Source organism: Leptothrix discophora (genome assembly GCF_030705305.1).
Lineage (GTDB): Bacteria > Pseudomonadota > Gammaproteobacteria > Burkholderiales > Burkholderiaceae_C > Sphaerotilus > Sphaerotilus discophorus.
On the sequence record NZ_JAUZEE010000004.1, the window covers coordinates 233,894 to 258,581 of the forward strand.

25 protein-coding genes, 1 tRNA gene and 1 pseudogene are annotated in these 24,688 nt (G+C 65.8%); 7 read left to right on the forward strand and 20 right to left on the reverse strand.

Going from position 1 to position 24,688, the window contains the following annotated elements; genetic code table 11:
* The first annotated feature begins 57 nt into the window (after window positions 1-57).
* The 3 genes from Q8X39_RS09850 to Q8X39_RS09860 all read left to right on the forward strand — a co-directional run bounded on the left by Q8X39_RS09850 (window position 58) and on the right by Q8X39_RS09860 (window position 2,031).
* Window positions 58-148: transfer RNA gene (locus Q8X39_RS09850), tRNA-Ser, on the forward strand.
* Between the two features lie 364 nt (window positions 149-512).
* Window positions 513-1,145, forward strand: coding sequence for a type IV toxin-antitoxin system AbiEi family antitoxin domain-containing protein (locus Q8X39_RS09855; protein WP_305749489.1), 633 nt, complete (start codon window positions 513-515; stop codon window positions 1,143-1,145).
* Entirely contained in the window at window positions 1,138-2,031 is an 894-nt protein-coding gene (locus Q8X39_RS09860; RefSeq protein WP_305749490.1) for a nucleotidyl transferase AbiEii/AbiGii toxin family protein, read from the forward strand. Before Q8X39_RS09855 ends, Q8X39_RS09860 begins: the two co-directional genes overlap by 8 nt.
* Here the strand turns inward: Q8X39_RS09860 and Q8X39_RS09865 are convergent.
* From Q8X39_RS09865 to Q8X39_RS09875, 3 genes are all read right to left on the reverse strand, one after another.
* Window positions 2,007-3,008 (reverse strand): relaxase/mobilization nuclease domain-containing protein, encoded by a 1,002-nt coding sequence (locus Q8X39_RS09865; RefSeq protein WP_305749491.1) that lies wholly within the window; start codon window positions 3,006-3,008, stop codon window positions 2,007-2,009. The two genes, Q8X39_RS09860 and Q8X39_RS09865, sit on opposite strands and share 25 nt — an antisense overlap.
* A gap of 11 nt (window positions 3,009-3,019) precedes the next feature.
* Window positions 3,020-3,544, reverse strand: coding sequence for a hypothetical protein (locus Q8X39_RS09870; protein ID WP_305749492.1), 525 nt, complete (start codon window positions 3,542-3,544; stop codon window positions 3,020-3,022).
* Between the two features lie 84 nt (window positions 3,545-3,628).
* A complete protein-coding gene (locus Q8X39_RS09875) occupies window positions 3,629-4,558 on the reverse strand; it encodes a ParB/RepB/Spo0J family partition protein (RefSeq protein WP_305749493.1) in 930 nt (309 codons plus the stop codon).
* 241 nt (window positions 4,559-4,799) lie between these two features.
* On the opposite strand from Q8X39_RS09875, the pseudogene Q8X39_RS09880 reads away from it, so the two are divergent.
* Window positions 4,800-4,976 (forward strand): annotated as a pseudogene (locus tag Q8X39_RS09880) (IS5/IS1182 family transposase); the annotation flags it as partial.
* 111 nt (window positions 4,977-5,087) lie between these two features.
* Here Q8X39_RS09880 and Q8X39_RS09885 read toward each other — a convergent pair.
* From Q8X39_RS09885 to Q8X39_RS09920, 8 genes are all read right to left on the reverse strand, one after another.
* On the reverse strand, window positions 5,088-6,158 hold the full coding sequence (locus Q8X39_RS09885; RefSeq protein ID WP_305749599.1) for a gluzincin family metallopeptidase: 1,071 nt from the start codon (window positions 6,156-6,158) through the stop codon (window positions 5,088-5,090).
* A 39-nt stretch (window positions 6,159-6,197) separates the two neighbouring features.
* Window positions 6,198-6,446, reverse strand: a complete 249-nt coding sequence (locus tag Q8X39_RS09890) for a hypothetical protein (protein ID WP_305749494.1) — start codon at window positions 6,444-6,446, stop codon at window positions 6,198-6,200.
* Complete coding sequence (locus Q8X39_RS09895) at window positions 6,443-8,794, reverse strand: RHS repeat-associated core domain-containing protein (protein WP_305749495.1); 2,352 nt, start codon at window positions 8,792-8,794, stop codon at window positions 6,443-6,445. The genes Q8X39_RS09890 and Q8X39_RS09895 overlap by 4 nt, the downstream gene beginning before the upstream one ends.
* Window positions 8,791-11,262 (reverse strand): RHS repeat domain-containing protein, encoded by a 2,472-nt coding sequence (locus tag Q8X39_RS09900; protein WP_305749496.1) that lies wholly within the window; start codon window positions 11,260-11,262, stop codon window positions 8,791-8,793. The genes Q8X39_RS09895 and Q8X39_RS09900 overlap by 4 nt, the downstream gene beginning before the upstream one ends.
* A 430-nt stretch (window positions 11,263-11,692) precedes the next feature.
* Window positions 11,693-12,904 carry a tyrosine-type recombinase/integrase gene (locus Q8X39_RS09905; protein WP_305749497.1) on the reverse strand — a complete coding sequence of 404 codons (1,212 nt, stop codon included), beginning with the start codon at window positions 12,902-12,904 and terminating at the stop codon, window positions 11,693-11,695.
* A 314-nt stretch (window positions 12,905-13,218) separates the two neighbouring features.
* Window positions 13,219-13,575 carry an FKBP-type peptidyl-prolyl cis-trans isomerase gene (locus Q8X39_RS09910; protein WP_305749498.1) on the reverse strand — a complete coding sequence of 119 codons (357 nt, stop codon included), beginning with the start codon at window positions 13,573-13,575 and terminating at the stop codon, window positions 13,219-13,221.
* A 103-nt stretch (window positions 13,576-13,678) separates the two neighbouring features.
* Window positions 13,679-14,590 carry a tRNA glutamyl-Q(34) synthetase GluQRS gene (gluQRS, locus tag Q8X39_RS09915; protein WP_305749499.1) on the reverse strand — a complete coding sequence of 304 codons (912 nt, stop codon included), beginning with the start codon at window positions 14,588-14,590 and terminating at the stop codon, window positions 13,679-13,681.
* Window positions 14,587-15,561, reverse strand: a complete 975-nt coding sequence (locus Q8X39_RS09920) for a LysR family transcriptional regulator (protein ID WP_407067997.1) — start codon at window positions 15,559-15,561, stop codon at window positions 14,587-14,589. Before Q8X39_RS09920 ends, gluQRS begins: the two co-directional genes overlap by 4 nt.
* 217 nt (window positions 15,562-15,778) lie before the next feature.
* Between Q8X39_RS09920 and Q8X39_RS09925 the strand changes: the two genes are divergently transcribed.
* On the forward strand, window positions 15,779-16,495 hold the full coding sequence (locus tag Q8X39_RS09925; protein ID WP_305749501.1) for a pirin family protein: 717 nt from the start codon (window positions 15,779-15,781) through the stop codon (window positions 16,493-16,495).
* A 45-nt stretch (window positions 16,496-16,540) separates the two neighbouring features.
* Complete coding sequence (locus Q8X39_RS09930) at window positions 16,541-17,263, forward strand: DUF599 domain-containing protein (protein ID WP_305749502.1); 723 nt, start codon at window positions 16,541-16,543, stop codon at window positions 17,261-17,263.
* Window positions 17,264-17,276: 13 nt separating this feature from the next.
* Here Q8X39_RS09930 and Q8X39_RS09935 read toward each other — a convergent pair whose 3' ends face one another.
* From Q8X39_RS09935 to rpsP, 6 genes are all read right to left on the reverse strand, one after another.
* Window positions 17,277-18,269: a CobD/CbiB family protein gene (locus tag Q8X39_RS09935; protein WP_305749503.1), complete on the reverse strand. Its 993-nt coding sequence runs from the start codon at window positions 18,267-18,269 to the stop codon at window positions 17,277-17,279.
* Between the two features lie 67 nt (window positions 18,270-18,336).
* Window positions 18,337-19,053, reverse strand: a complete 717-nt coding sequence (locus Q8X39_RS09940) for an NUDIX hydrolase (RefSeq protein ID WP_305749504.1) — start codon at window positions 19,051-19,053, stop codon at window positions 18,337-18,339.
* Window positions 19,054-19,182: 129 nt separating this feature from the next.
* Complete coding sequence (gene rplS, locus Q8X39_RS09945; RefSeq protein WP_305749505.1) at window positions 19,183-19,536, reverse strand: 50S ribosomal protein L19; 354 nt, start codon at window positions 19,534-19,536, stop codon at window positions 19,183-19,185.
* A gap of 133 nt (window positions 19,537-19,669) precedes the next feature.
* Window positions 19,670-20,419, reverse strand: a complete 750-nt coding sequence (gene trmD, locus Q8X39_RS09950) for a tRNA (guanosine(37)-N1)-methyltransferase TrmD (protein ID WP_305749506.1) — start codon at window positions 20,417-20,419, stop codon at window positions 19,670-19,672.
* Between the two features lie 34 nt (window positions 20,420-20,453).
* Complete coding sequence (gene rimM, locus Q8X39_RS09955; protein WP_305749507.1) at window positions 20,454-21,038, reverse strand: ribosome maturation factor RimM; 585 nt, start codon at window positions 21,036-21,038, stop codon at window positions 20,454-20,456.
* Window positions 21,039-21,094: 56 nt separating this feature from the next.
* Entirely contained in the window at window positions 21,095-21,358 is a 264-nt protein-coding gene (gene rpsP, locus Q8X39_RS09960) for a 30S ribosomal protein S16 (RefSeq protein ID WP_305749508.1), read from the reverse strand.
* 365 nt (window positions 21,359-21,723) lie between these two features.
* On the opposite strand from rpsP, the gene Q8X39_RS09965 reads away from it, so the two are divergent.
* Window positions 21,724-22,188, forward strand: coding sequence for a hypothetical protein (locus Q8X39_RS09965; RefSeq protein WP_305749509.1), 465 nt, complete (start codon window positions 21,724-21,726; stop codon window positions 22,186-22,188).
* A 58-nt stretch (window positions 22,189-22,246) separates the two neighbouring features.
* Here Q8X39_RS09965 and Q8X39_RS09970 read toward each other — a convergent pair whose 3' ends face one another.
* The 3 genes from Q8X39_RS09970 to folK form a co-directional block, all read right to left on the reverse strand.
* Complete coding sequence (locus tag Q8X39_RS09970) at window positions 22,247-23,257, reverse strand: inorganic phosphate transporter (protein ID WP_305749510.1); 1,011 nt, start codon at window positions 23,255-23,257, stop codon at window positions 22,247-22,249.
* Between the two features lie 14 nt (window positions 23,258-23,271).
* Window positions 23,272-23,919 (reverse strand): DUF47 domain-containing protein, encoded by a 648-nt coding sequence (locus Q8X39_RS09975; RefSeq protein ID WP_305749511.1) that lies wholly within the window; start codon window positions 23,917-23,919, stop codon window positions 23,272-23,274.
* A 261-nt stretch (window positions 23,920-24,180) separates the two neighbouring features.
* Entirely contained in the window at window positions 24,181-24,678 is a 498-nt protein-coding gene (folK, locus tag Q8X39_RS09980) for a 2-amino-4-hydroxy-6-hydroxymethyldihydropteridine diphosphokinase (RefSeq protein ID WP_369538101.1), read from the reverse strand.
* Between the last annotated feature and the right edge of the window lie 10 nt (window positions 24,679-24,688).

Genomic DNA, 24,688 nt, shown 5'->3' on the forward strand with positions numbered 1-24,688 from the left:
CCTCGCAAGGAGCCGATCAAGGCGCCCCGCGCACCACGATCGCGTCAGCAGACACCAGGAGAGGTGGCAGAGTGGTCGAATGCGCCGGACTCGAAATCCGGTATACGGTACCCCCGTATCGAGGGTTCGAATCCCTCCTTCTCCGCCAAGATGAAGCCCAAGTGATTGATTCACTTGGGCTTTTTTCTTGCCTTGTCCAATCACCCAACTTCCTACCCATCATCCGGAAATCGCTGAATCCGAGCTCCGGAAGAAGCGTCGACCCCCAGGGCGCCGCCCGCCGTCGGAGCTTCCGCCAACCAGCGAGTCAAGGGCAGGCACCGCCTGGCGCAGCGTACCCTTGATGCGATGGTTGGTGGATCGACGCTCGTCGGATCGGGCTGGCCACCGGAGAGGCCGGCCCGATCCAGACCGTCGGCGTGGTTCATCTCGTCGAAGGCATCCTTTCTGACAACTTCCAATGATGGTATAAATCATCGGATCATTTCATTGATGAACCGAGGATACGCACCGTGCCATCAGGCTCAAGTTCTACTCTGCTGACCCAACGCGACCGGGTCCATGCCCTGCTGCGTCAGCGTGGGCTGGCGCGCCTGTCGGAACTGAAGGCCGAGGGCATCACGGCCACCACGGTCAGTCGCATGGAGCAAGCCGGCGAACTGGTTCGGCTGGCACGGGGCCTCTATCAACTGCCCGATGCCTCGCTCGACGTGCATCAGTCCCTCGCCGAGGCGTCTCGCCTTGTGCCGCGTGGCGTGATCTGCCTGAGTTCCGCCCTGGCGTTCCACGGCTTGACCGACCAGATGCCAGCCCAGGTCTGGATCGCCATCGGCCGCAAGGACTGGCGCCCACGGGTGACCTACCCGCCGCTGCGCGTGGCCCGTTACTCGGACGAGGAACTGGGGCGCGACGTCGAATCGGCGCAGATCGCCGGCATCGTGGTGCCCATCTTCGGTGTGGCGAAGACGCTGGCAGATCTGTTCCGATATCGCCGCAGCGTCGGAGAACTGATCGCCGTCGAAGGGCTGCGACAGGCCCTGCGGCAACGCAAGGTGACCCCGTCCGAGATCGCCAACGCCGCGCAGACCGGTGGTGTCTGGCGCGCGATGCAGCCCTATCTGATGGCGCTGACCAGCGATGCCTGAAATGCCTTCGAAGGGCACGCGCCAGGTCGGCGCCTCGGTGCGCCAACGCCTGCTGAACCTGGCCAATGCTCGAGGCGAGCCGCTGGACCTGCTGCTGACCCGCTACACGCTCGAACGCCTGCTGCACCGACTCAGCCTGTCGCCCCACCGTGATCGCTTCGTGCTCAAGGGCGCGATGCTGCTGACGACCTGGTTTGAAGAGCCCCATCGCGCCACCCGCGACCTGGACCTGCTCGGCTTCGGCGACCCGGCCGACGACGCGCTGCTGGCGGTGTTCCGTGAGGTCATGGCGATCCCGGTCGACGATGGACTGAGCTTCAATCTCGACGCCCTGTCGATCGGGCCAATCCGCGAAGACAACGACTACGGCGGCTCGCGGTTGCGCACTACGGCCAACCTGGCAGGTGCGCGCGTCACCGTGGTCATCGACATCGGCTTTGGTGATGCGGTGGAGCCGGGCCTCGATCTCATCGACCTGCCGGTGCTGCTGGACCTGCCGGCACCGCGTCTGCGCGCCTATCCCCGAGAGACCGTGGTTGCCGAGAAGCTGCATGCCATGGTCGTGCTCGGCCTCGCCAACAGCCGCATGAAGGACTACTTCGATCTGTGGATGTTGCTGGCCACGTTCGAGTTCGATCCCCTCTGCTTGCAGCAGGCCGTCCAGGCCACCTTCCAGCGACGCGGCACACCGGTACCGGATCAAGTGCCCGTCGGGCTGAGCGATGTGTTCTCAGCGGACCCGAGCAAGCAACAGCAGTGGAGCGCCTTCGCGCGCAACCTGTCGAAGGAAGCGCCGAGCCTGGTCGACGTCGTGACGAGCTTGAGGGATCGTCTGAGCGACCTCTTTGACCCGGACGCTCGTCAGCGCTCCCAGTCCGGTCCTTGAGGTGTCCGTCCCGTCGAGGGCGCTGGTGCACGATCGCCACCCCTCGACACCCCTGGCAACGTGCGCTGTGCGGCCTGCTCCGGCGATTTGGACCGAACCCCCGGCAAATGCCGCGCATAGCCCACGACCAGGCGCGCCAGTTCACGGTCCCCCGCGTCGTCCGAGGTCGCCAGCGCGTTCGCGATCTCGACCCAGGCCAGAGCCACCTGTCGACGGCTGGGCGTGAGCTTCACGTTGTCGCCTTCCGATGGCGAGGCGCCGCCTTCCCCGCGCTCGCGGGCCTTGATCTGCCACAGCCGCTCGTTGTGGTGCCGACTCCCGCGCGTGACCCGAGACGAGGCCTCGGCCTCGATGCCCCAGCCGCGCAGCTTCTCCGCGAACACCTCGCGCCAGCGGCGCAGATCCTCCTTGCGCGGGTTCAAGCGTTTGCCGTCGCGCCCTTCGGCCCGCACGCTCAGGTGCACATGCGGATTGGCCTGGTGGGTATGCAGGACCATGACGTAGCGGTGTCTGGCCAGCTCGTCGGCGGCAAACTCTCGCACCGCCTGCTTCAGGTAGGTCGTGTTCGTGCCCTCGGGCATCGACAGCATGATGTTGAACGCCTCGCGCCGCTCGCTGCGATCGGGGATGCGCGTGCCACCCAGGCGCCATTGGCTCACCACGTCCTGCAGGGCTTCCTGGCCCTCGCGCACGACACCCCGATCGTCTTCGATCGGCAGCTGTCCACTCTTGCTGATGTAGCGCAGGTGGGCCGCGATGGGGCCCATGCCGCGACCTCCACCGGTGACCTTGACCATGACTTGCGGGGCGCGTGACTTGACGGTGGCCGCCAGCCGCTTGCGCACCCAGGCCGCGCGGTCGTGCAGGCTGGCCGTTCGTGGCCCTCCTGGCGCAGCCGATGTGCGGCGATTGCCGGCATAGAAGAGGCGGTCGCCCCACAGGACGAGCACGCCATCGACACGATTCGCGCTGGTCATGGCCTTCTCCTTCAAAGTCCCGACAGGACCTTCGACGCCCGGTCGAGGTGGGCCTGCATCGCCACATCCATCTTTCGAAGTCGCTGGGCGAACGGCTCGGCCTCTTCCCGCTTCGCCAGATGGACGAGGCGCAGGAACGCATGGAGGTCGACCGACAAGGCGGCCATCGCATCGTTGGAGGCCAGCAGGGCTGCTCGGTCCGCCTCCCGTTCGGCCACGGGTTGAGGCAGCGGGGCTTCGCGCACCAGGCGCGCCACGACATCCCCATATGACAGCCCCAAGTGCCCGGCCATGAACGTCAGTCGCTCGGCATCGGCGATGGGTAGTCGCAGGGTCAGCTTGGTGATGCGTCGGCGGGGGCCTATGGCGATCTCATGACCCGGACGTTCAACGTCAGTTCGAGGGCCGATGGCCTCCACGATCGAAGCCCGTGCGAGGGCCGCCACCGTGACGCCACGATCCACAGCCGCTGACCGAACGGCATCACCGATGCCGCGCAGGTCAACCATGACGCGGTCACGCGAGGCGCTGGCCATGACCACCGCCCACGTCGGCCAGGCCGCGTGGCATCCAAATGCTGGCGGGACGCCTATCCTGCCCTAGCCTTCCAAACACCCTATTCATGGCTCGATTCCTCGGCCTGGTTCGGTGTCAGGGGTCTGACCGTCAGACCCCATGGGCAGCAAATCTGCCAGCGCCAATAGGCGACGCCGCAGATCGACGATCTCGTCTGCATCGCCCGACGGCTTGATGCGAGGCAGCAAGCGCTCGAGGCGATCGCAAGCTGCGTGAGCCTGATGGACGGGCCGTGAGCCAGATGCCCGATGTGTCAATCGGATTGACTCCGGCGCTTCTCGGAGCGCGGCCACCGCCTCGCGCGTGATGGGCTCAGCGGCATCGACCAATGACTGCACCTGCTCTGGTCGGTGCGCGTGCAGCTTGCTCAGTTCATGCAGCGTTCGCGGTGAGGTGCAGCGGCCGGACTTGAGGGCAGCATCGAGCACGGGCGGCAGGTCGAGCAAGGTCAGGTGGTGAGCTACCGTCGTGAGGTTCATGCCCAGCCGTCGGGAGACCTCAGCCTGCGTGTCACCGGCATCGATCTGCCCACGGATGAACCGGGCCAGGTCGATCGGTGTGAGGTTGGCACGCTTGAGGTTCTCGGCGACCTGCGCGTAACGATCGGTGCGATCGAGGCGAACGACCACGGGGACTTCGGTCAGACCGGCCTGCCGCGCAGCACGCAGTCGACGGGCGCCGAAGTGCAGCAGGTAGCGGCCTTGGGGATTGGCAGGGTGGATGACCAGGGGCACGAGGAGCCCGCGCAGGACGATGTCGGCGGCCAGCGCGTCAAGGTCGGCTTCGACGAAGTCGAAGCGGGGGCTGGCAGGGTCCTCGTCGATCAGCTCGATCGGAACAAGGCATGGCGCGTTCGGACGCGATCTCCGAGCGGACCTTCTTGCGTTGACGCCTGAGGTCCGTGAAGTGCCTGGCGTGAGCTCGCTACCCAGCAGATCAAGTTGGGCATCGACCTGAGCATCTCCCTGGCGCATGGGCGGATCGTGCCGATCGTTGTGCGATCAGGAAAGCACTCCGCAACATGCTGATGTGGCTCATTGTTTGAGCCAGGACGCTCCACGAGAGGTCAGGTGAGTTCAGAGCATTCCACGTCGGTTTCAATCACTTACACCGCCCGTCGCGGGAAGTCATTTCCACGCCGCTCTGGAAGGCAGCTGAAGTACAGCCACTGACAGTCCCGATGCGCCTTGCGCGACGATCACGGAAGAACCCTATTTGCGCGGGCCCGACACCTACACCGAAGGCTTGTTCACGATGCGTCGGCTCGACGACTTCATGCCGGCCAACCATCCTTTGCGTCGGATCCGTGTCACGGCCAACGAGGCCCTGACCAAGATGGATTCCCTGTTCTCGGCCATGTACGAAGCCCACCTCACGGGTGGCCGGGCGAGCCGGCCGCAATGTCTTTGCGAGAGCGATCTCGCCAGGCCCGTCAGCGGCCACGCAAGTGGCCGGGTAGCGTTGTGGGAACGCTTTACGCCCGCAGCGTGGCCACGGGCGTGGTCATGCACGCCAGGACTTGCCCGCGAACCGCCCTCGTTCCGGTTCGCCTTGCCATTGCCCAGGATCGGGTCCCCACGGCACCGCTGGCGAGGGTTGTTCAAGAAGCACACACACCACCTCACCGAGATCGACGCCGAGGTATTGCCGCGCCGCGGCAGAACCTGCATCAGCACCATCGGCAGCCAAGACGAACTGCTTGAACGGCTCCCACGGGCGGCTCAACTGCTCGACGATCAGGCGCGCAAGATCGTAGGAGAGTAGGTTGCCATCATCAGGCCGCAGGAACGAACGACCTGACCAGAAATCTTGAATGTCTCGCGGCCTCCAGAAGGCCAAGTGCCTCGCATGCAGTTGTTGCGGCGTATGGGTCGGCGGTGTACGACAGAGGCGGCGCTCAACGTTCACCGCTAGGCCTTCATTTAACCAAGCCGGCAGCGGTAAGTGACCGAGGCAACCATGGGTCATTTCATGAGCGATGACCGGCTCGATCAGCCGAAGATCGGCCTTGATGGTCACATAGTGGCTGCAACCGGCATCAATATGCATGCCACCGCTAAATGCGTACTCCCCGGCGTTTGGATAATAGTACGAGACATATCGGTAGTAGCTCTCATAATCGTCGAAGATGATCATTACTTCTTGCCCCGCCGCCGGCATGCGCGCAACGCCATCAAGCATGCTCGCCACACGTTGGAGCGTGCGCTCCATGTAGTCGAGCGCGGCGCCCGCCACTTTCGGTTCGAGTGAGGACAACAGCAGAACGTTCTTCGATTCCCTCAGCCGGAAGCTCGGGCCAAGAGCGCAACGCATATGCAGCAACCATACTCGCTTGGCTTCCCGCCACGCTGCGCTCTGATGCGCTGCCGACTCGATGCGTGACAACCAGTCGCAAACATCCTCCCAGGCCATCACCGGATAGCCCTCGTGGCGCTCACTGTGCTCGCCAGCAGCGAAGCTGGAAGCACCCTCGATAACTACCTCTGAGGGAGGTGGTTCAGAGTCCTGTGCCGAGTCCGCCTTTGCGTCTGGCGAAGCTCGCTTTCGACCGAACAAATCACGAAACGAGATCATGCCGACACGTGGCGCCGTCGCACGTTGAGCACCGGGGCATCAGTCAAGGCGTTTGCTACCCTTGATCCGGCTGATCAGCGGTACAAGAAACAGTGCAGCCAACACGACGAAGAACCCTCCGGTCAGGATTTTGAGTAAACCCGGCCCAAGTAGACCAGCCAATGCCCTCGGGATGTCGCATTGCTTGAAGCAAAGCACCAAGGGATCTAGGTCTGTAAAGAGGACTGCCAAGCCGACGAGAAGCAGAATTGCACCAATCAGCCCAGCTCCGAACTTGTCAACCTTCATCTCGGCCTGTTTCTCCATTTGCCGTAAAGATCTGCCCAGTCCTTCTCATCCCAGAGACTCGGTGTTCCCTTTGGCATGAAGCGTGGGTCATCGCACACGCAGCCCTCTGGGGCACTGTTCGGATTCGTTTGTGCCGGGATGAAGTCGGTCGATCTCCTAGACCGGCCTCTATGGTCATATGCGTCCGGGAAGCACATTTCAGCCCCCTCACACTTCCATCGCAAGCAAACGAACTCGCCTTCATCGTTGAAGTAGCCGGCAGCATCCATCCAAGGATTCCCTGTATCGTGCGCGGGACGAGGCTGACTTGGATTCGGGAATCGAGGACGAGGCCTGAACGGCGTGTAGTGACCATTCTGAGTTCGAAACAGCCCGTCGGGATCCGTGTAGCCCAGCGGATTGCCCTCGACATATGCATATGTGTTGATGCCACCACCGAGCCCGATGGGATCTGACTGCATATATCGCCCCAACCAAGCCGCATAGTCACGATGGTGGTTGTAGAACCCTGTGGTTTCCCGATCGTACACCTGCCCAGGGAACCGGAGGTTGAAGGTGTAGACACCCAGCGCATTTGGGTTCTCGTTGACCGGCGTGACACCGAAGCTCTCGAAGCTGTCCCAGCGCCAGACGATGGCGTGGTCGCTGCTACGGGTCACGATGCGGGGCGTGTTCAGGTGATCGGCGTAGACGTAGTCGATGCGGGTGGCCACGTTCAAGGTCGCGCCGCTGCCGGTGCGGGTCTGCTTGACCACCGCCACCGGCTGGTCACCCAGCCAGACCACCTCGTAGATCGGGATGCCTGAGGCGTCGTACTCCCCGAGGATGTGCCCGTCCTCGTCGTAGGCGTAGTGCACCGCCCCGGTGGTCACAAGGGTCGTGACGCCGCTCTTGCGCACCCGCTGCTCCAGCCCGTTGTACCAGTAGTTCACCGGCGTGGTCGTGGTCGCGCTGGTTGGGATGATGGCCTGGCTGAGGCGGCCACGATCGCTGTAGACAGCACCGCCTGCCGAGCCGTTCCCGGTGATGTTGCCAGCGTTGTCATAGGTCGGGACATCGGTTACCAGCGAGCCCGTGGAGTTCACGCGCTGGACGCTCGTCAGCCGGTTGCTGGTCGCGCTGACCTGGTTGGCGAAACGTGTGGCCGACACGAAGAACTCGGTGCGATTGCCGTTGGCGTCGTAGCTGTACGAATAGCTGGTCGTGCCTTGGTTCGAGCGCGTGAGCCGGCCCAGCCCGTCGTACACGAAGGCCTGGTCGAACGCGGCCTGAGCCACGCCACTTCGGGTGTGGCTGTACGCGGTGATCCGACCGGCATCGTCATAACCGACGGTGCGCAACAGCCCTGCCGCCGTACCTGTCCCGATCGGATTGCCCAAGGGATAGGTCTTGGGCCGGCCATAGCTGTCCCAGGTCCGCGCATAGGTCACCGGCCCCGTGCCCCAGGTCCAACCCTTGGCATTGCCCATCGCGTCGTACGCGATCGTCGTCAGGATCGACGTCGTGACGGTGGCGTTGGTGCCGACCCCGTTGGCATTGACCGGGTTGAGCGTCAGCCCGCTGACGCGACCGGTCAGGTCGTAGCTCAGGTTCACGCGCGCCCCGCTGGGCAGCGTGACGGTTTTGAGGTGCCCGTTGTCGGCACCCGCACTTCCCCAGCCGTACCGGACATCGAAAGTACGCGCTGTGGCCTGTCCGGTGACCAGGACCGTCTGCAGCTTGCGAACCACCCGACCCAGACCGTCGTACGTGTAGGCCGTGTTGCCGCTCTCATCGGTGATCTTGGTCAGACGGCCGATGCTGTTGGCAGGCTTGGGCGTGACGGTGCCGCCGTCGTACTCGAAGACGGTGTCCACCCCGGTCGGGTAGTCGATCTTGGTGAGCCGATTGAGTGCGTCGTAGGTATAGAGGACCTGCTTGCCACGGGCATCGGTGCGGGTCTTGAGGTTGCCGGCTGCATCAAAGGTGGCACTGGTTGTCCCTGTGTCGGGACTGACCTGACTGGTGCGATCGCCCAGGCCGTTGGCGGTGTAGCTGGTCACCAGGTTGCGAGGGTCCGTGAGCCCAGCCGGCTGATCCGCCAGGTCCCAGCTCGGACGCACCACCGGACGTGCCACGCCGGTGGCGGGCAAAGGCTGTGTCACCTGCACTGGCCTTCCCAGAGCGTCGTATTGCGTCTGTGTGGTCAGCCCCAGTGGATCGACCACGGTGTGGCGATTGCCCATCGGGTCGTAGCCGAAGGTGGAGGTCATCACGCCCGGTGCCGGGCTCTGCGCCAGGACGAGCGAGGACAACATCGAGCCTGAGGCGCCCAGCAACAGGGCGAGGGTGTGGGTAACGCGCTTCACGGCTGGACTCCGGTCACGCTCTGAACACGGCCCAGGGCGTCATAGACCCGGGTCACATTGCGCGCCAGGACGCCAGCCGGGTCCTTGAGCGCTTCTGCCGTGCGATTGCCTGCGTTGTCCAGCGTGTAGGTGATCGTGTTGCCTGCGCCGTCCTTGATGCCCGTGAGGCGATGCGCTGCGTCATAGCTGTAGGTGATCTTGGTGGCGTCGGGCAGCGTGGCTTCCTTGAGCTGCCCCACCCCGTCGTACAAGTAGGACGTGGTCTGCGCAGCGCCGGCACCCGTCGGAGGACTGACCGCGACCGAGTTCACCCATCCGCGTGGTGTGTAGGTGATGTTCGTGACCACGCCATTGGGATCGACGCTGCGTTTGAGGCGACCGGCGCGGTCGTATACCGTGAACTGCGTGATGTGGCCGGCCGCGTTGGTGATGCTCTGCAAGTCACCCAGGGTGTGATCGACCGTCGAGTCAGCGTAGTACGCGTAGGTGGTCAGGTTGCCGAGTGCGTCCCGGGCGGTGAGCACTTGGCCGAACGCGTTGTAGGTGTAGCTGGTCACGCGTGCCGCGCCCGAAGGCGTTGCGGCAAAGCCCGCACTGCCATTGACGTCGGTCGTGGCTTGTTCGACCTGTTTGCACAGCACGGCAATCGGATTGCCGTCGGGCAGCACAGCCGTCGCCGGAGCGCAATTGAGCGCCACATTGCCTGCGGTCGGGTCCGGCTGGCCGTTGTAAACCCAGGTCGTGATCTTCTTCGGCTCGGCCAGGCGGGTCTTCAGATTCCAGATGGGATGCCACTGCGTGCTGATCTTGCGCTTGACATTCCCGGCGGGGATCACATTGCCGCTGACAGGGTATTGACACGCCTCAGTGGCGTGATTCAAGCCCTCCACTCTTGCAGTTTCCAGTCGCCGCCCTGAATCATTGTCGAAGCATGTCTTGACAGCATTGAAATCCACCGACGCGCGAACGAGTCCAGCTGTGTCGTAGTAGGTGCTGCTCGACGCTGCTGCACACCCAGCCCCAGCGGGTTGGCTTTGGCTGGCAACGCGCGGAATCCCCAACCCCATTTCTACCCCGTAGTTCGTGATGCTGCCATTGGGCGTGGTCATGGACGGCGCAACCGGGAGTCCCCAAGCATGATCACGCCAAACAACGCCGGCGGTTGCATCGAAAGTCTCTGACACATTCCACGTCGGAACACTGACGTACGAGGCTGTGAAGCGGTTCACCCCGCCGGCCAGTTCGGTTCCTATGGCACGACCCGCGACATCGTACGTGTAAGTGCTGTGACGCGATGCATTCTCATCAAGAATGCCTGTCAATGCCCAAGGCAGGCCCGGCAACTCGTAGACGTATTGCCGGGACGTTGAATCTTGCCAGGTGAACTGACTCAACATTCCGCCAACCAAGTATGAAACCAAGATGGTTCGACCATCGGGATCAGTGATCGACTTGATGCGAGGCACACCGGTGGACGCGTCTTGCTCATAGGCGAACTGCAGCACCCGCCCCGTCTGGTCTTGAATACCGATGATCAAGCCCGCCACAGGTGCCACGGTCAATGGCGTCGCGACATCACTGTAGAGATAGGTTAGGACTGTTCCATCTGCAGACTTGATGTCAACCAACCGCCCATCTGCACGATACGTCTCGACCGATTGCGCGGCAGCGTCAATGTAGCGCCATCCATCAGGCGTCGCCACCAACCGATCTCGCACGTCAGTACTGGCACGATAAAGACCGCTTGCATCAAGGAGAAAGTCAACCCAGACGCCACCACCCCGTGACGCCTGTATACCCTGCTTGACACCATTCAGGCCTGTTTGAAAGATCAAGCTCTTGTGTAGATTACTATCCCATTGAGATCCGAACGAAGGTGCCGGTCGTGACACCGGCAACTCCGCGCCACCTTCTGCCGGAAAATTCCGCCTACTGTCATATTGCGCAGAAAGGCGAATGCCGCCAATCTCAGCGGTCAGGCTTTCAGTCTGTCGCTTTGTGGCCGTGAGTGGGTAAATGGGGTTTCCGCCGCGCGGCTGCTCGCACGATTGCGGCTTGCCGGCGTATCGATCAACAATTTGAACACAGGCTCCCGCTTGGGCAACCCACAGACTGTTTGCCGCACAAAATGTCCAAGCTGCTGAACCCCCGACGTGATCGCCACCACCTTCGGCGGTTTTGTTGTAGGCGTAGTCACACCGCCCTGACTCTGACACATTGGCGGGAACAGCGCTGCAGGTATCAACGTATAACGAAGCAAGATATGGGCAACTCGCCGTATAAGCCATCAAGGCAGAAATAGCCTCGCTCACACCAGAATAAGTTCCAGAAAAACTACCACACTTCCAGTCAGCACCGCTTGCGGTCGCGCTGATGAACCGTGCTGGTGCATTCTGTGCGCCGGCAGTTAGGCTTATAACAGCCAAACTCGCGATCGAAACGATTGATCGTCTGATTCTTGCAGCCATTTATCCTCCCTCTGCCTTAATTCTGTGCCTCATTCGAAGCCGCCTCGCCGTCTGATGACCCATTCCAACCCGAACAAGCAGATCGAAAAATCAAAAATGTGAGTGGCGCCACCTTCAGGCCACAGTCGCTTGAATTCGAACTGACGAATATTGCTTGGGATGATTCTTTCATTTGAGGGGCGCGCTGCACTCCCCCAAATTGATGAAGTGGTTTTACTCTGGACAATCGGCCCCTGAACGGATATGTACAGCATCACCACAAGCTCGATCTGAGCCAGATGACGGTTTCTTGACTGTTTGATTGCGGGTTGATAACTGTAAAAGATTATTCTTTGTCAGTATTTCGTCAGGTATCGCCCTTGCGGGTGACTGCCCATGCCTGAAAGACTCCTCGGTCGATTCGACGAATGGATCGGTCATGACATGCAGGTCAATTCGCAGCCAGAAACAGCGCCCAGTCCTCCATCAATCGGCGGCGTTTGTCGAACAGGTCGCCCCGCGCATAACTGGCCTCTGCCTTGTCCTTCAGCAGATGCGCCAAGGCGTGCTCGATCACTTCTCGTGCATGCGTGGTGCGCTCGCCAGCCCAGTCCCGAAAGGTCGATCTCATGCCATGTGCCGTCGCAGCCACCTTCATGCGTCTCAACAGCGCCGTCAAGGCCATGTCGGACAACGTCTTGGCCTGGCCGTTGGGCAAGCGCTGCAGGCCCGGAAAGACGAGGATGTCGTGGTCAGGGCCTGGCAGCGATTTCAAGAGGAGGATCGCCGCTTCAGACAGCGGCACGCGGTGTTCCTTGCCTGCTTTCATGCGGTCGGCAGGCACCGTCCAAACTTGCTTGTCGAGGTCGATCTCTGACCAGCGCGCGCCTCGGACCTCGCCTGATCGCGCCGCAGTCAGCACCACGAACTCAAGCGCTCGGGCACCGATGCCAGGCTGCGTACGAAGCGTGCGCATGAAGGCTGGGACATCATCGACCGCCAACGCAGCGTGATGCTCGACTTGTGCGACCTTGGTCGGACGAGGCAAAAGCTTGTCGAGGTGTCCGCGCCACCGCGCCGGGTTCTCTCCCGACCGGTACTTGCGCACCGTCGCCCAGGCCAGCACCAGTTCGATCCGGCTGCGCAGTCGCGTGGCGGTCTCGGTCCTCGTTTGCCAGATGGGCTGGAGCACCGCCAGCACCTGGGGCAGATCGATGTCGCTGACCGGCAGTTTGCCCATCACGGGATAGGCGTATTGGGTCAGCGTGTTTGTCCATTGCTGGACGTGCTTCGCGTTCTTCCAGCCGGACTTGTTGTCGTCGATGTAGCGCGAGGCGCATTGCTCGAAGGTCAGCGCGTTGCTGCGCTTCAACGCGAGCGCTTTTCGTTCGGCCTGCTTCTGCTCGATAGGATCACCACCGCCGCGGATGACCTCTCGTGCATGTCGAGCCTGCAACCGCGCTTGTGCGAGGGAAACTTCTGGGTAGCCACCTAACCCCATGTCCCGACGACGCCCGGCAACCTTGACGCGCAGGATCCAACTGCGAGCACCGGAGGGCGCGACCTGCAACGCGAGTCCTGGCATGCCACCGACCGAGTGCAGTCCCGGCTCGGTCAACGTGGCCACTTGGGTGGCCTTGAGTGCAGCAGCGATCTTGGGCATAGGCGACTCCTGCCCCACATCCTACCCAACATAAATATTGGAATGGATCAGATTTCCTGACATTGAACGGGACGATCGATAGCCAATCATCACTATGAGAACCGCTCAATCCGGACGTACTGGGATCGCCTTGAATATCAAAAACACGGACTCCTTCTCCGCCAAGACAAAGCCCAAGTGATTGATTCACTTGGGCTTTTTTCTTGTCCGCATGCCCGCCCAGGAAAGAAGAAGGCCCACCGAAGTCACCTTCGGCGGGCCCTGGCCATCGGTGGGGCCGCGCCCTCGTCCAGGGGCGGGGCCGGGCGATCCGATCAGCTGCCCAGGTACTCGACCTCGAACACCAGCGTGGCGTTCGGCGGGATGACGCCGCCGGCGCCGCGGGCGCCGTAACCCAGTTCGGCGGGGATCAACAGCACGCGGGTGCCGCCGACCTGCATGCCGGCAACGCCCTCGTCCCAGCCGCGGATCACCATGCCGGCGCCGAGGTGGAAGCGGAAGGGCTGGCCGCGGTCCTTGCTGGAGTCGAACTTGCGGCCCCGGCCGTTGGCCTGGGTCGGGTCGTGCAGCCAGCCGGTGTAATGCACGGTCACTTGCTGACCGGCGGTCGCGGTGCTGCCGCTGCCGACGACGGTGTCTTCGTACTGCAGGCCACTGGCGGTGGTGTTCATGGAGGCGCCTTTCTTCGCAAAAGAGGGCGCGATGATGCCACCGTGCCTCGCTGTCACCCGGTCCGGCCGAACCGGGCTCACACCGGCTCGCGGACCCACGCGATCAGTCCGGCCAGCGTTGCGCGCGCCAGGCCTCGCAAGCGGCAGCCAGGGTGTCGGCGACGCCGTCCGTGTCACGCAGAACCAGCCCCAGCACCGATGCCGCCCGCCGGAGGGCCTGCACCGGGTCCGCCAGATCCAGCGGCGCGGCCCCGTTCTGCTTGGACAGCTTGGCACCATCGGCGGCCAGCACCAGCGGCGTGTGCAGGTAGCGCGGCGTGGGCAGGCCGAGCGCGCGCTGCAGCAGGATCTGGCGGGCGGTGTTGTCGGTCAGGTCGGCCCCGCGCACGACGTCGCTGATGCCCTGCTCGGCGTCGTCCACGACCACCGCCAGCTGGTAGGCCCAGAGGCCGTCGGCGCGCCGCAGCACGAAGTCGCCGACCGCCTCTTCCACCACCTGCCGCTGCGGGCCGAGCCGGCGGTCGTCCCAGGCGATCTCGACGCCGCCGCCGGCCCGACCGGTGTGCAGGCGCCAGGCCCGCGCCGGACGGCCGGCCAGGCCACCGCGCTCCGGTCGGCAGGTGCCGGGATAGGGCCGTTCGCCATGTCGTTCATGGACCCAGCCGGCCTGCGCGGCAGCCGCCTCGATGTCCTTGCGAGTGCAGGCGCAGGGATAGGCCAGGCCGGCGGCCACCAGCTGTTCCAGCGCGCCTGCATAGGCCGCACCGCGGCGGGACTGCCACCACGGTGGCTCGTCGCCGACCAGGCCGCAGCGGTCGAGCTGTCGCAGGATGTCCTCGGCGGCGGCCTCGCTGCAGCGCGGTCGGTCGACGTCCTCGATGCGGACACGCCAGCTGCCGCCGCGGCTGCGGGCGTCCAGCCATGAGGCCAGCGCGGCCACCAGCGATCCGGCATGCAGCGGACCGGTCGGCGACGGCGCGAAGCGGCCGTGCACCGGCCGGTCCGGGCGGTTCACAGGACCAGGCCGGCGTGCTGTTCGAGCAGCGCCTTGCGCGTCGTCGGTCGTTCGAGCTGGGCCAGCCACCAGGTCAGGCCACGGCCCTGCGCCGCGCTGCGTCGCCAGGCGTAGTGGAGCTGGATCTCGCGGGCGCTGTCCTCGGTCTCCAGCACGACCAGACGACCGGCCTCGGCATGGCGGCGCACCAGGTTCTCCGGCAGGCGACCGCAACCCAGGCCCCGCAGCTGGGCTTCGACCTTGGCGGCCAGCGATGGCACGGTCAGCACGTCCTGGCCGGCCTGCACGCCGACGGTGACCGGCTCGAAGCGCTGCGCGGTGTCGGCGATGGCGACGATGCGATGGCGCGCGATGGTCTCCCAGCTCACCGGCTGCTGCTCGCGCGCGAGCGGGTGATGCGGCGCGACGGCCAGCACCATGTGCAGCTCGCCCAGCGGTGCGGTCTGGATGTCGTCCAGCGCCGACGCTTTCGGCGCGACGCCGATGGCGAGGTCGGCCTGGCCGGTCACCAGCGCCTCCCAGGTGCCGGCGAGCACCTCGCTGCGCAGCTTCAGGCGGGTCGGCGGACAGGTCGACAGCGGCAGGTGGACCGCGCCGGCATGGGCCGGTGCGCGCTCGGGCAGCGCATCCCGGATCGGCTCGATGGTCTGGGCGTAGAAGGCGTCGATGAGGTCGAACAGCGCGGCCGGCGCGATGATGTTGTCGACCGCGATGGCCAGCTCGGCCTCCCAGCCGGTGGCCACGCGCTGGACCCGGTTGGCGACGGCGTCGATCTGCTGCAGCAGGCGGCGGCCCTCGCGCAGCAACTCGTGGCCGGCGGGTGTCAGCTGGGCCTGGCGCGAGCGGCGGTCGAACAGCAGCGCGTCGAGCGCCTCCTCGAGCTGGCGCACGCTGTAGGTCAGCGCCGACGGCACCTTGCCCAGTTCGCGCGCGGCCGCGGCAAAGCTGCCGGTGCGGGCGATGGTGTCCATCATCTCGAGGGCTTCGGGGGTGAGGGCGAGTCGGCGTTGGGGCGCGGTCACTGCGGCTGCGATCGGGGTCGTGGCAGGTGGAACGGGTGACGACCGATGGGTCGTCGGAGCGGGCGAGCCGGGGCTCACTTCAAGCCGCTTGAATGATGCCATCACGCCGGCTCAGACCTGGACGGGGCGCAACTGGCCATGATCGAGCCATCCAACGGAGAGTCCCATGTTCGCCCTGCATCGATCGGAACAACGCGGCCTGGCCGATCACGGCTGGCTGCGCAGCCAGCACAGTTTCTCGTTCGCCGACTACTTCGACCCGGCCCGCATGGGTTGGGGCAACCTGCGCGTGCTCAACGAGGACCGCATCGCGCCGGGCACCGGCTTCGGCACCCACGGCCACCGCGACATGGAGATCGTCAGTTACGTGCTGTCGGGCGAGCTGGCGCACCGCGACAGCATGGGCAACGGCACGTCGATCCGCCCCGGCGAGGTCCAGCGCATGACCGCCGGCGCCGGCGTGCGGCACAGCGAGTTCAACCACGCACCGCAGGCGAGCACGCACTTCCTGCAGATCTGGCTGCTGCCCGACCGCACGGGCCATGAGCCCGGCTACGAGCAGCGCGATTTCCCGGTCGCCGAGCGCCAGGGCCGATTGCGCCTGGCCGCCGCGCCGGCCAGCAGCGCCGATGGGTCCGGCGACGGCGTGGTCGGCCTGCATGCCGATGCGCGGCTGTGGATCGGCCTGTTCGACGGCGACGAGTCGACCGAGCTGGCCCTCGACGCGAAGCGCAAGGGCTACGTCTTCCTGGCCCGTGGCGAACTGCAGGTGAGCGGGCACTTGCTCCAGGCCGGGGATGCGCTGGCGATCGACCGCGAGACTTCGATCTCGCTGTCCGGCGGTCGCGATGCCGAGGTTCTGGTCTTCGACCTGGCGCCCTGAGGTCACGCCGGCCAGGCCGGGAGCGGCGCTTGCTAAAGTGACCACATGCGCGGCCTCACCGATCTCCTGACCTTCCTGCCGCTGGCCGACTGGCTGGCCTTGATCTGGTTCTTCTGTTGCTGGATCGGCTACGTGCTGTTCGCCCGGCGTCGCGCCGGCATCGACGGCTCACTGCTGGCGGCCTCGAACGCCTTCCGGCATCGCTGGATGTACCAGACCGCCGTGCGCGAGAACCGCGTCTTCGACGGCGTGGTGTTGCAGAACCTTTCCAGCTCGCCCGCCTTCTTCGCCTCGACGACGATCTTCATCATCGGTGGCCTGATCGCGGCGATGGGAACCTCCGACAAGGCCAGTGACCTGGTGCGCGACCTGCCCTTCGCGGCACGCACGACCGCGCTGGTGTTCGAGCTCAAGCTGCTGCTGCTGACCGGCATCTTCGTCAGCGCCTTCTTTCGCTTCACCTGGGCGATGCGCCAGTACGGCTTCGTGGCGCTGGTGATCGCCTCGGCGGCCGAGCGCGAGACCTACCAGGCTGACGACGAGATGCGCCGCAGCTTCGCCCACCACGCCGGACGCATCGTCGCGCTGGCGGCCGACACCTTCAACAACGGCCTGCGCGCGATCTACATGAGCTTCGCGGCGGTCCTGTGGTTCATCTCACCAGCGGCGTTCGCGCTGGGCAGCGCGGGCGTGATCTGGGTGCTCTACCAGCGCGAGTTCCACTCCGACATCCGCGCGCTGCTCAAGGAAGCCGCAGCGTCGCGCTGAGGCGGTCAGGGCCTCAGCCGAGCAGGTTGGCGAGCGACATCAGCGCCAGCAGCAGCATCCACAGCACGACCGAGCGCCAGACCAGGCCGACGACCGAACGCAGGTGCGAGAACTGCGGCGTCGCGCCGGGCGTGCTGCCCTCCGCCGCCACGTCCTCGGCACCGGCTTCCAGCGTGCGCGCGGTCTCGGCAGCCTGGGTGCCGGCACCGGGCGCGTGGGCGCCGCCCAGCGACAGGCCGACCGCACCGGCGGCGGCCGCCAGCAGCACGCCGTCGTTGGACTGCTTCCACAGTCCGGCGTGGCGACGCCAGCAGTCGACCGCATCCTCGAAGTTGCCGACGATGGCAAAACCTGCCGCCGTCAGCCGCGTCGGCACGTGGTCGATGACGGAAAAGGCCTGCTGCGAACGCAGCGCCAGCCGCTCGTTGGTCGGCGCACCCAGCACGCGGCTCTTGTAGGCCCAGTACCGGGCGCAGAAAGCCGACATGCGGTAGACGACCGCACCCATCGGGCCCAGGCCCAGGGCCGAACCCAGCACGAACCAGAAGAACACGCCGAAGACATGGCGGTGGGCCGCCACCAGCGCATGCTCGATAACGTGGCGCAGCAGCTCGGTGCGCGGCAGCTCGCTGGCATCGAGGTGGCGCCAGGCCTGAAGCAGCTCGCGGGCGCGGTCTTCCTGGCCGGCCTCGAGCGCGTCGCGGATGTCGGTGAAGTAGTGGCTGAACTGGCGAAAGCCGAGCGTCACATAGAGCACCAGCAGGTCCCAGGCGAGTGTCAGGAGCAGGCTGAACTCGGACAGCCCCCAGTGCACCGCAAAGACCAGCAGCGCCGGCGCGAACACCGTCACGGCCCAGACGACCCAGGCGTGGTGCTCGCGTCCAGCATCGAAGTTGCGCCCGGTCCAGCGGGACCAGGCCACCAGCCCTTCATGGACCGGATTGCCCTGCGGCAACGGTCGCAGTTGTTCGATCACGAGGGCGAGCAGGACCGCGAGGAAACTCATCCGGCCATGATACCGGCGGCCTCTGGTGGCTCAAGCCGCGACCCCGCGGCGAGCGACGGGGCGGCGGTCAGGCCGACAGCAGGTGGTAGAAGTTGCGCAGCATCGCGGCGGTCGCACCCCAGATGAAGTACTCGCGTGGCGGAGCCTGAGGGTCGAGCGGGTCCGTTCGCAGCCAGGGCATCGACAGGAACTGGCGCGAGATGCCGTCCGCTTCATGGCGATGGCGGCGGTGATGGGCCGGCGTCATCAGGAAGGCCAGGGGCACCTCGAAGGCCTCGGCCACTTCCTGCGGATCGATGCGCAGTTCGAATGGCGGATGCACGAGCGCCACCACCGGCGTCACGATGAAGGACGTCACGGTGCGGTAGACCGGCATGCGGCCGATCAGTTCGACATGCTCGGCGCGCAGGCCGACCTCTTCCTCGGCCTCGCGCAGCGCGGTGATGGCCGCGTCGTGTTCACCGGGTTCGGTGCGCCCGCCCGGGAAGCTGATCTGGCCCGCGTGGTCCTTGAGGTGATCGGTGCGACGGGTCAGCAGCACGTGCAGCCCGTCGGGACGGTCAACCAGCGGCACCAGCACGGCAGCATGGGACGGTTCGCGCGTCGTGCCGAGCCGGGCGGCATCGCCCGCGTAGGCAGGCGTCCAGGCCGGCGGAGAGGCCAGACGCTGGCGCAGGGCGGGGATCGTCAGGCGGTCGGCAGGCACGGGCGGCAGGTGCGCATCGGTGCCGATGATGGGAATGCCGCGCGGATCGCGGATCAGTCCAGAAGGCGGAGAAGACATGCCGACAGCTTAGGCCCAGAACGACAAAACCGCCCGAAGGCGGTCTTGCTGGGAGCGGAGGCGACGTGCGGTCCGCACGTCCACTTTCCACGCCGATCGGCACGCCCGGTCGCGTGGACCGGGGCTGGCTCAGGCCAGCTTTTCCTTGATGCGCGCCGACTTGCCGCTGCGCTGGCGCAGGTAGTACAGCTTGGCACGGCGGACGTCGCCGCGGCGCTTGACCTCGATCGTGGAGATCAGCGGGCTGTAGAGCTGGAAGGTCCGCTCGACACCTTCGCCGCTCGACACCTTGCGGACGATGAAGTTGCTGTTCAGGCCGCGGTTGCGGCGAGCGATCACGACGCCTTCGTAGGCCTGCACGCGCTTGCGGTTGCCTTCGACGACGTTGACGCTGACGATCACCGTGTCGCCGGGGGCGAAGTCGGGGATGCTCTTGTTCAGGCGAGCAATCTCTTCTTGCTCGAGTTGGCGGATCAGGTCCATGGGTTCACTCCAGACGATCATGCCGACACATGGGGCCGCAGCTTGCCGGCACCGACAGCCGGTACCCGCCAACCTTCGAGCGGCACGTCCCGGGATCGGGGCGGAAAGCTCGGCAGAGGATCAAAGCCAAAAATTATAACGCGTTCTCGCGCAGCCAGCGCTCGTCGGTCGCGCTCAGTTGACCAGCGGCGCGCGCGGCCGCGATCAGATCGGGGCGACGGCGGGCCGTCACGAGCAGCTGCTGCTCGCGGCGCCAGCGGGCGATGCGACCGTGGTGGCCCGACATCAGCACCTCGGGCACGGCGTCGGCTGGCTCGTCGCCGAGCTTCTCCGGGCGGCTGTAGTGCGGGCAGTCAAGCAGGCCGTCGGAGAAGCTGTCCTGCTGGTGCGAGGCCGCGTCGTTGAGGACGCCCGGCTGCAGCCGCGTGACGGCATCCAGCAGCGCCAGCGCCGGCAGTTCGCCGCCGGACAGCACGAAGTCACCGAGGCTGATCTCCTCGTCAACATGGCGCGAGATGAAGCGGTGGTCGATGCCCTCGTAGCGACCACACAGCAGCACCGCGCCGGGCCCGGCGGCGAGCTGGCGCACGCGCGACTGGGTCATCGGCGCGCCCGCCGGGCTGAAGTGGATGACGGGCAAGCGCTCGGGCTGGTCGGCCTGGACGGCGGCGAGCGCACGCTCGAGCGGCTCGACCAGCATCACCATGCCCGGCCCACCGCCGTAGGGACGGTCATCGACGCGGCGGTAGTTGTCGTCGGCGAAGTCGCGCAGCTGCCACAGCCGCACGTCGACCTGGCGGCTATCGTAGGCACGGCGGGTCACGCCGTTGCGCAGGAAAGGCTCGAAGAGTTCGGGGAACAGCGTCAGGACGTCGAAGCGCATGGCGATGGGCGCAGCGCCCGGGAGGCGTCGTGCCTCAGTAGTCCAGGCCCCAGTCGACCAGGATGCGCCGGTTGGCGATCTCCACGGCGTCGACATAGGCGGCCACAAAGGGAATCAGGCGCTCGCCGTCGGTGGGCTCACCCTGGTCATCGACCGACGGGTAGCGCAGACGCAGCACGCTGTGCGGACCGGTGTCGAGCAGGTCGGCGACCGTGCCCAGCGATTCGCCCTGACGGTTGAAGACGTCGAGGCCGATCAGGTCGATCCAGTAGTACTCGCCCTCGCGGGCGGTCGGGAAGCTTGATCGCGAGACGAAGATCCGGGCACCCTTGAGGGCTTCGGCCGCATGGCGGTCGGGCACTTCCTGGGCACTGGCGACGACGCCTTCGCCGTGTTCGCGGGCCTGCGTGATCTTCAGCAGGCGGGGCAGCGGCGGGCCGTCGCGGCGGGCCGGCTTGCCTTCGGGCGGCTCGAGGAACCAGCGGCGGGAGGAAAACACCGCCTCGGGATCCACCGCATAGGTCTGGACGCGGAAGGCGCCCTTGATGCCCCAGGCATCGATCACCCGGGCGACCTCGACGAGGTCGTCCGGGCGGGTGGTGTCGTCGTCCTGCGTCAAGGGTTCAGCGCGTGCGGCGTTGGACAAGGCGGGGCGACGACAACCGGGTCCAGCGATCAGGCGGCAGCCGGAACGGCCTTGGCCTTGGCTTCCTTGACCAGGCGGGCGACCGTCGGCGACAGCTGGGCGCCGTGGGCAACCCAGTGGTCGACGCGGTCCAGCGCGATGCGCAGCGATTCGGTGCCTTCCGGCGCGACCGGGTTGTAGAAGCCCACGCGCTCCAGGAAGCGGCCGTCACGGCGGTTGGCGCTGTTGGCGGCGACCAGGTTGTAGAACGGGCGACGCTTGGAGCCGCCGCGAGAGAGTCGAATCACGACCATGATGTATTCCAGACTGTCAGTGACCGGCTGCAGGCTTCGGAGCGACAAGGGCTGCACAGGCAGCCTGCAGGGTCTACATGGAGTGATCCGCCCGACCGGGAGACACGCGGGCCAGCAGATCATCGATCGGGCTCGGCGGGCGGTTACCCGTCGCGCGTCACCCGTGCGTTCGTGCGTCTCGTTTCCGGCCCCGTCAGATACGTGCTGCGTGGGCCATGTCTGCACGACACGAACCGATCAGCCGTCACCGGAAAACCCAAGATTATAAACTGCTGCGCTTCGCGGTGGGACACCGACTTGCTTGCACCATGCAAGACGCCGCCCCGCCCTTCCCTGAACACGGCGCCTGACGCCAAGGCCTGCCCATGACACCGACCAAATCGAAGACCCTCGCCACCTGGATCAGCCTCGTTGGCGGCCCGATCGGCCTGCATCGCTTCTACCTGCACGGCCTGAGCGATCCCTGGGGCTGGGTGCATGCCTTGCTGACCTTCCTGGGCGCGCTCGGGGCGCAGCGCGTGCTGGAACTGGGCCAGGACGATCAATTCGCCTGGGTGCTGATGCCGCTGGGCGGCCTGTCCATCGCCGCCGCGATGGGCACGGCGATCTTTCACGGACTGCGCGGTGACGAAGCCTGGAACGCGACCCACAACGCCGACGCGCCGGCCTGCGGTCCGACCGGCTGGCCGGCGGTGCTGGGCGTCGTCGCGGCGCTGCTGATCGGCGCGACCGCGATGCTGTCGGTGATCAGCTTCAGCCTGCAGCGCTACTTCGAGTTGCAGCGCGACGAGGCAACCGCCGCCGCGCAGGTCGACGGCAACCAGAAATGAACAAGGCCGGCACACCGGTGCCGGCCTTTGCCGTTGACACGCGGCGCGCGCGCCGGGTTCAGAAGAACTTGAAACTGACCAGGTAGGCGGCCGACGCCACCGCGGCGGATGCGGGGATCGTGAAGATCCAGGCCCAGACGATGTTGCCCGCCACGCCCCAGCGCACCGCCGAGGCTCGCTGGGTCGAACCGACGCCGACGATCGCGCCGGTGATCGTGTGGGTGGTCGACACCGGGATCCCCATCGCGGTGGCGATGAACAGCGTCATCGCGCCGCCGGTTTCCGCGCAGAAGCCACCGACCGGCTTGAGCTTGGTGATCTTCTGGCCCATGGTCTTGACGATGCGCCAGCCGCCGAACATCGTGCCCGCGCCGATCGCCAGGTAGCACGACCAGATCACCCACGAGGGCGGCATCTTGTCGCTGGCCGAGGCATAGCCGGTCGCCAGCAGCAGCATCCAGATGATGCCGATGGTCTTCTGCGCGTCGTTGCCGCCGTGGCCCAGGCTGTACAGGCCGGCCGAAACCAGCTGCAGGCGGCGGAACCACTTGTCGATGCGCTTGGGCGACATGCGCCGGAACAGCCACGACACCGCCACCATCAGCAGCGATCCGAGCAGGAAGCCGAGCGTGGGCGACACGAAGATGAACAGCACCGTCTTCCAGATGCCCGCACCGATCAGCGCGGTCGCGCCGGCCTTGGCAACCACCGCACCGACGATGCCGCCGATCAGCGCATGCGACGAGCTCGACGGGATGCCGTACCACCAGGTCACGATGTTCCAGGCGATCGCCCCGACCAGCGCGCCGAACACGACGTGCTGGTCGACGATGCCCGGCTCGACGATGCCCTTGCCGACGGTCGCGGCGACCTTGAGCTGGAACACCATGATGGCGACGACGTTGAAGAACGCCGCGAACAGCACCGCCTGCTGGGGCTTCAGCACCCCCGTGGACACGACGGTCGCGATGGAGTTCGCGGCGTCGTGGAAGCCGTTCATGAAGTCGAAGGCGATGGCCAGCAGCACCAGCATCGCGACAACCCAGAAACCGGTCTGGACGGCATCCATGGCAGGCCCGCCGATCAGGAGTTCTCGAGGACGATGCCCTCGATCAGGTTGGCGACGTCCTCGCACTTGTCGGAGATCGATTCGAGCTGCTCGTAGATCGCCTTGAGCTTGATCAGCTCGCGGATGTCCTGCTCCTCGCGGAACAGCTTGGACATGGCCGAGCGCATGACACGGTCGGCGTCCGATTCGAGCCGGTCGATCTCCTCGCAGGTCTTGATCGTGGCCTCGGCCACGCCGTTCTTGGACAGCTGCGGAAGCAGGCTGACCGCATGCGCCACACGCTCGCAGCACTTGGCGGAGATGTCACCCAGGCGGATCACCTCGTCGGTGATGCGGCGCACGTCATAGAGCGACAGCGTCTCGGTGGTGTCCTGCAGCAGGTCGAGGATGTCGTCCATCGCGTTGATCAGCGAGTGGATCTGCTCGCGGTCGATCGGCGTGATGAAGGTCTTGTGCAGCAGGCGGTTGACCTCGGCCGTGATCTTGTCGGCGGCATGCTCGGCACCGTCGACCTCGGAGGCGTATTTCTCGCGCAGGATCGGGTCGCCGTAGTCGTTGAGCATGGCCTGGAAGGACCGCGCGCCCGAGACGATGGCCCGACCGTGCTCGTTGAACATCTCGAAGAAGTTGCCCTCTCGGGGCAGCAGTTTGCCGAACAGCATGGACGCTCCGTGGTTCCGGCCCGCGCCGCCCCGTTCCGACGGAGCGCCGGTGGAAACGTTCACGAACAAGTCAATTTTGTGACGGCCGGGAGTGTATCCGGGCGCTGTTCCAGCACCGGAACCGGCGAGACACGGTGTTGCGTGACGTCATCGTGACGATGGCGTGTCGGCGACATGAAGGGATCGTGACAAGGGTGGACGCCAGCGACGGCAGATCGCCGGCCAGTCCAGCCGATCAGTCCAGCCGATCAGTCCAGCCGATCAGTCCAGCCGCTCGATGGCCTGGTCGGAAACCGCCGCCAGGTGGTCACGCGCCAGCCCGAGGCCGGGCAGGACCAGTTCGGGCGCGAGGTCCAGCAGCGGCCGCAGCACGAAGGCGCGCAGGTGCAGGCGCGGGTGCGGCAAGGTCAGGACCGGGTCGTCGATGACGCGATCGCCCCACAGCAGCAGGTCGAGGTCGAGCGTGCGCGGCGCGTTGCGGTAGGGCCGCTCGCGACCGTGGCGCTGCTCGATGGCCTGCAGCGCGGCCAGCAGCACCCAGGGCGCGCGCGGAGCGTCATCGAGCACCTCGAGCGCGACGACCGAGTTGAGGTATTCCGGGCCGGACGAGTCGATCGGCGCGCTGCGGTAGCGTGCCGACTCGGCCACCCAGCGGGCACCGGGCAGCTCGCGCAGCGCGGCGCAGGCGGCGTCGAGCGTGGCGTACAGGTCGCCCAGGTTGGCACCCAGCGCGACGTGGCAGCGCAGCGGCGCACCCACCACGAGGGGG

Bases quoted from the DNA above. Each gene is read 5' to 3' on its own strand.
- Q8X39_RS09860 (WP_305749490.1), top strand. From the start codon at position 1,138: ATGCCTGAAATGCCTTCGAAGGGCACGCGCCAGGTCGGCGCCTCGGTG.
- Q8X39_RS09865 (WP_305749491.1), bottom strand. From the start codon at position 3,008: ATGACCAGCGCGAATCGTGTCGATGGCGTGCTCGTCCTGTGGGGCGAC.
- Q8X39_RS09870 (WP_305749492.1), bottom strand. From the start codon at position 3,544: ATGGCCAGCGCCTCGCGTGACCGCGTCATGGTTGACCTGCGCGGCATC.
- Q8X39_RS09875 (WP_305749493.1), bottom strand. From the start codon at position 4,558: ATGCGCCAGGGAGATGCTCAGGTCGATGCCCAACTTGATCTGCTGGGT.
- Q8X39_RS09885 (WP_305749599.1), bottom strand. From the start codon at position 6,158: ATGATCTCGTTTCGTGATTTGTTCGGTCGAAAGCGAGCTTCGCCAGAC.
- Q8X39_RS09890 (WP_305749494.1), bottom strand. From the start codon at position 6,446: ATGAAGGTTGACAAGTTCGGAGCTGGGCTGATTGGTGCAATTCTGCTT.
- Q8X39_RS09900 (WP_305749496.1), bottom strand. From the start codon at position 11,262: ATGGCTGCAAGAATCAGACGATCAATCGTTTCGATCGCGAGTTTGGCT.
- Q8X39_RS09905 (WP_305749497.1), bottom strand. From the start codon at position 12,904: ATGCCCAAGATCGCTGCTGCACTCAAGGCCACCCAAGTGGCCACGTTG.
- Q8X39_RS09910 (WP_305749498.1), bottom strand. From the start codon at position 13,575: ATGAACACCACCGCCAGTGGCCTGCAGTACGAAGACACCGTCGTCGGC.
- Q8X39_RS09920 (WP_407067997.1), bottom strand. From the start codon at position 15,561: ATGGACACCATCGCCCGCACCGGCAGCTTTGCCGCGGCCGCGCGCGAA.
- Q8X39_RS09925 (WP_305749501.1), top strand. From the start codon at position 15,779: ATGTTCGCCCTGCATCGATCGGAACAACGCGGCCTGGCCGATCACGGC.
- Q8X39_RS09930 (WP_305749502.1), top strand. From the start codon at position 16,541: ATGCGCGGCCTCACCGATCTCCTGACCTTCCTGCCGCTGGCCGACTGG.
- Q8X39_RS09935 (WP_305749503.1), bottom strand. From the start codon at position 18,269: ATGAGTTTCCTCGCGGTCCTGCTCGCCCTCGTGATCGAACAACTGCGA.
- Q8X39_RS09940 (WP_305749504.1), bottom strand. From the start codon at position 19,053: ATGTCTTCTCCGCCTTCTGGACTGATCCGCGATCCGCGCGGCATTCCC.
- rplS (WP_305749505.1), bottom strand. From the start codon at position 19,536: ATGGACCTGATCCGCCAACTCGAGCAAGAAGAGATTGCTCGCCTGAAC.
- trmD (WP_305749506.1), bottom strand. From the start codon at position 20,419: ATGCGCTTCGACGTCCTGACGCTGTTCCCCGAACTCTTCGAGCCTTTC.
- rpsP (WP_305749508.1), bottom strand. From the start codon at position 21,358: ATGGTCGTGATTCGACTCTCTCGCGGCGGCTCCAAGCGTCGCCCGTTC.
- Q8X39_RS09965 (WP_305749509.1), top strand. From the start codon at position 21,724: ATGACACCGACCAAATCGAAGACCCTCGCCACCTGGATCAGCCTCGTT.
- Q8X39_RS09970 (WP_305749510.1), bottom strand. From the start codon at position 23,257: ATGGATGCCGTCCAGACCGGTTTCTGGGTTGTCGCGATGCTGGTGCTG.
- Q8X39_RS09975 (WP_305749511.1), bottom strand. From the start codon at position 23,919: ATGCTGTTCGGCAAACTGCTGCCCCGAGAGGGCAACTTCTTCGAGATG.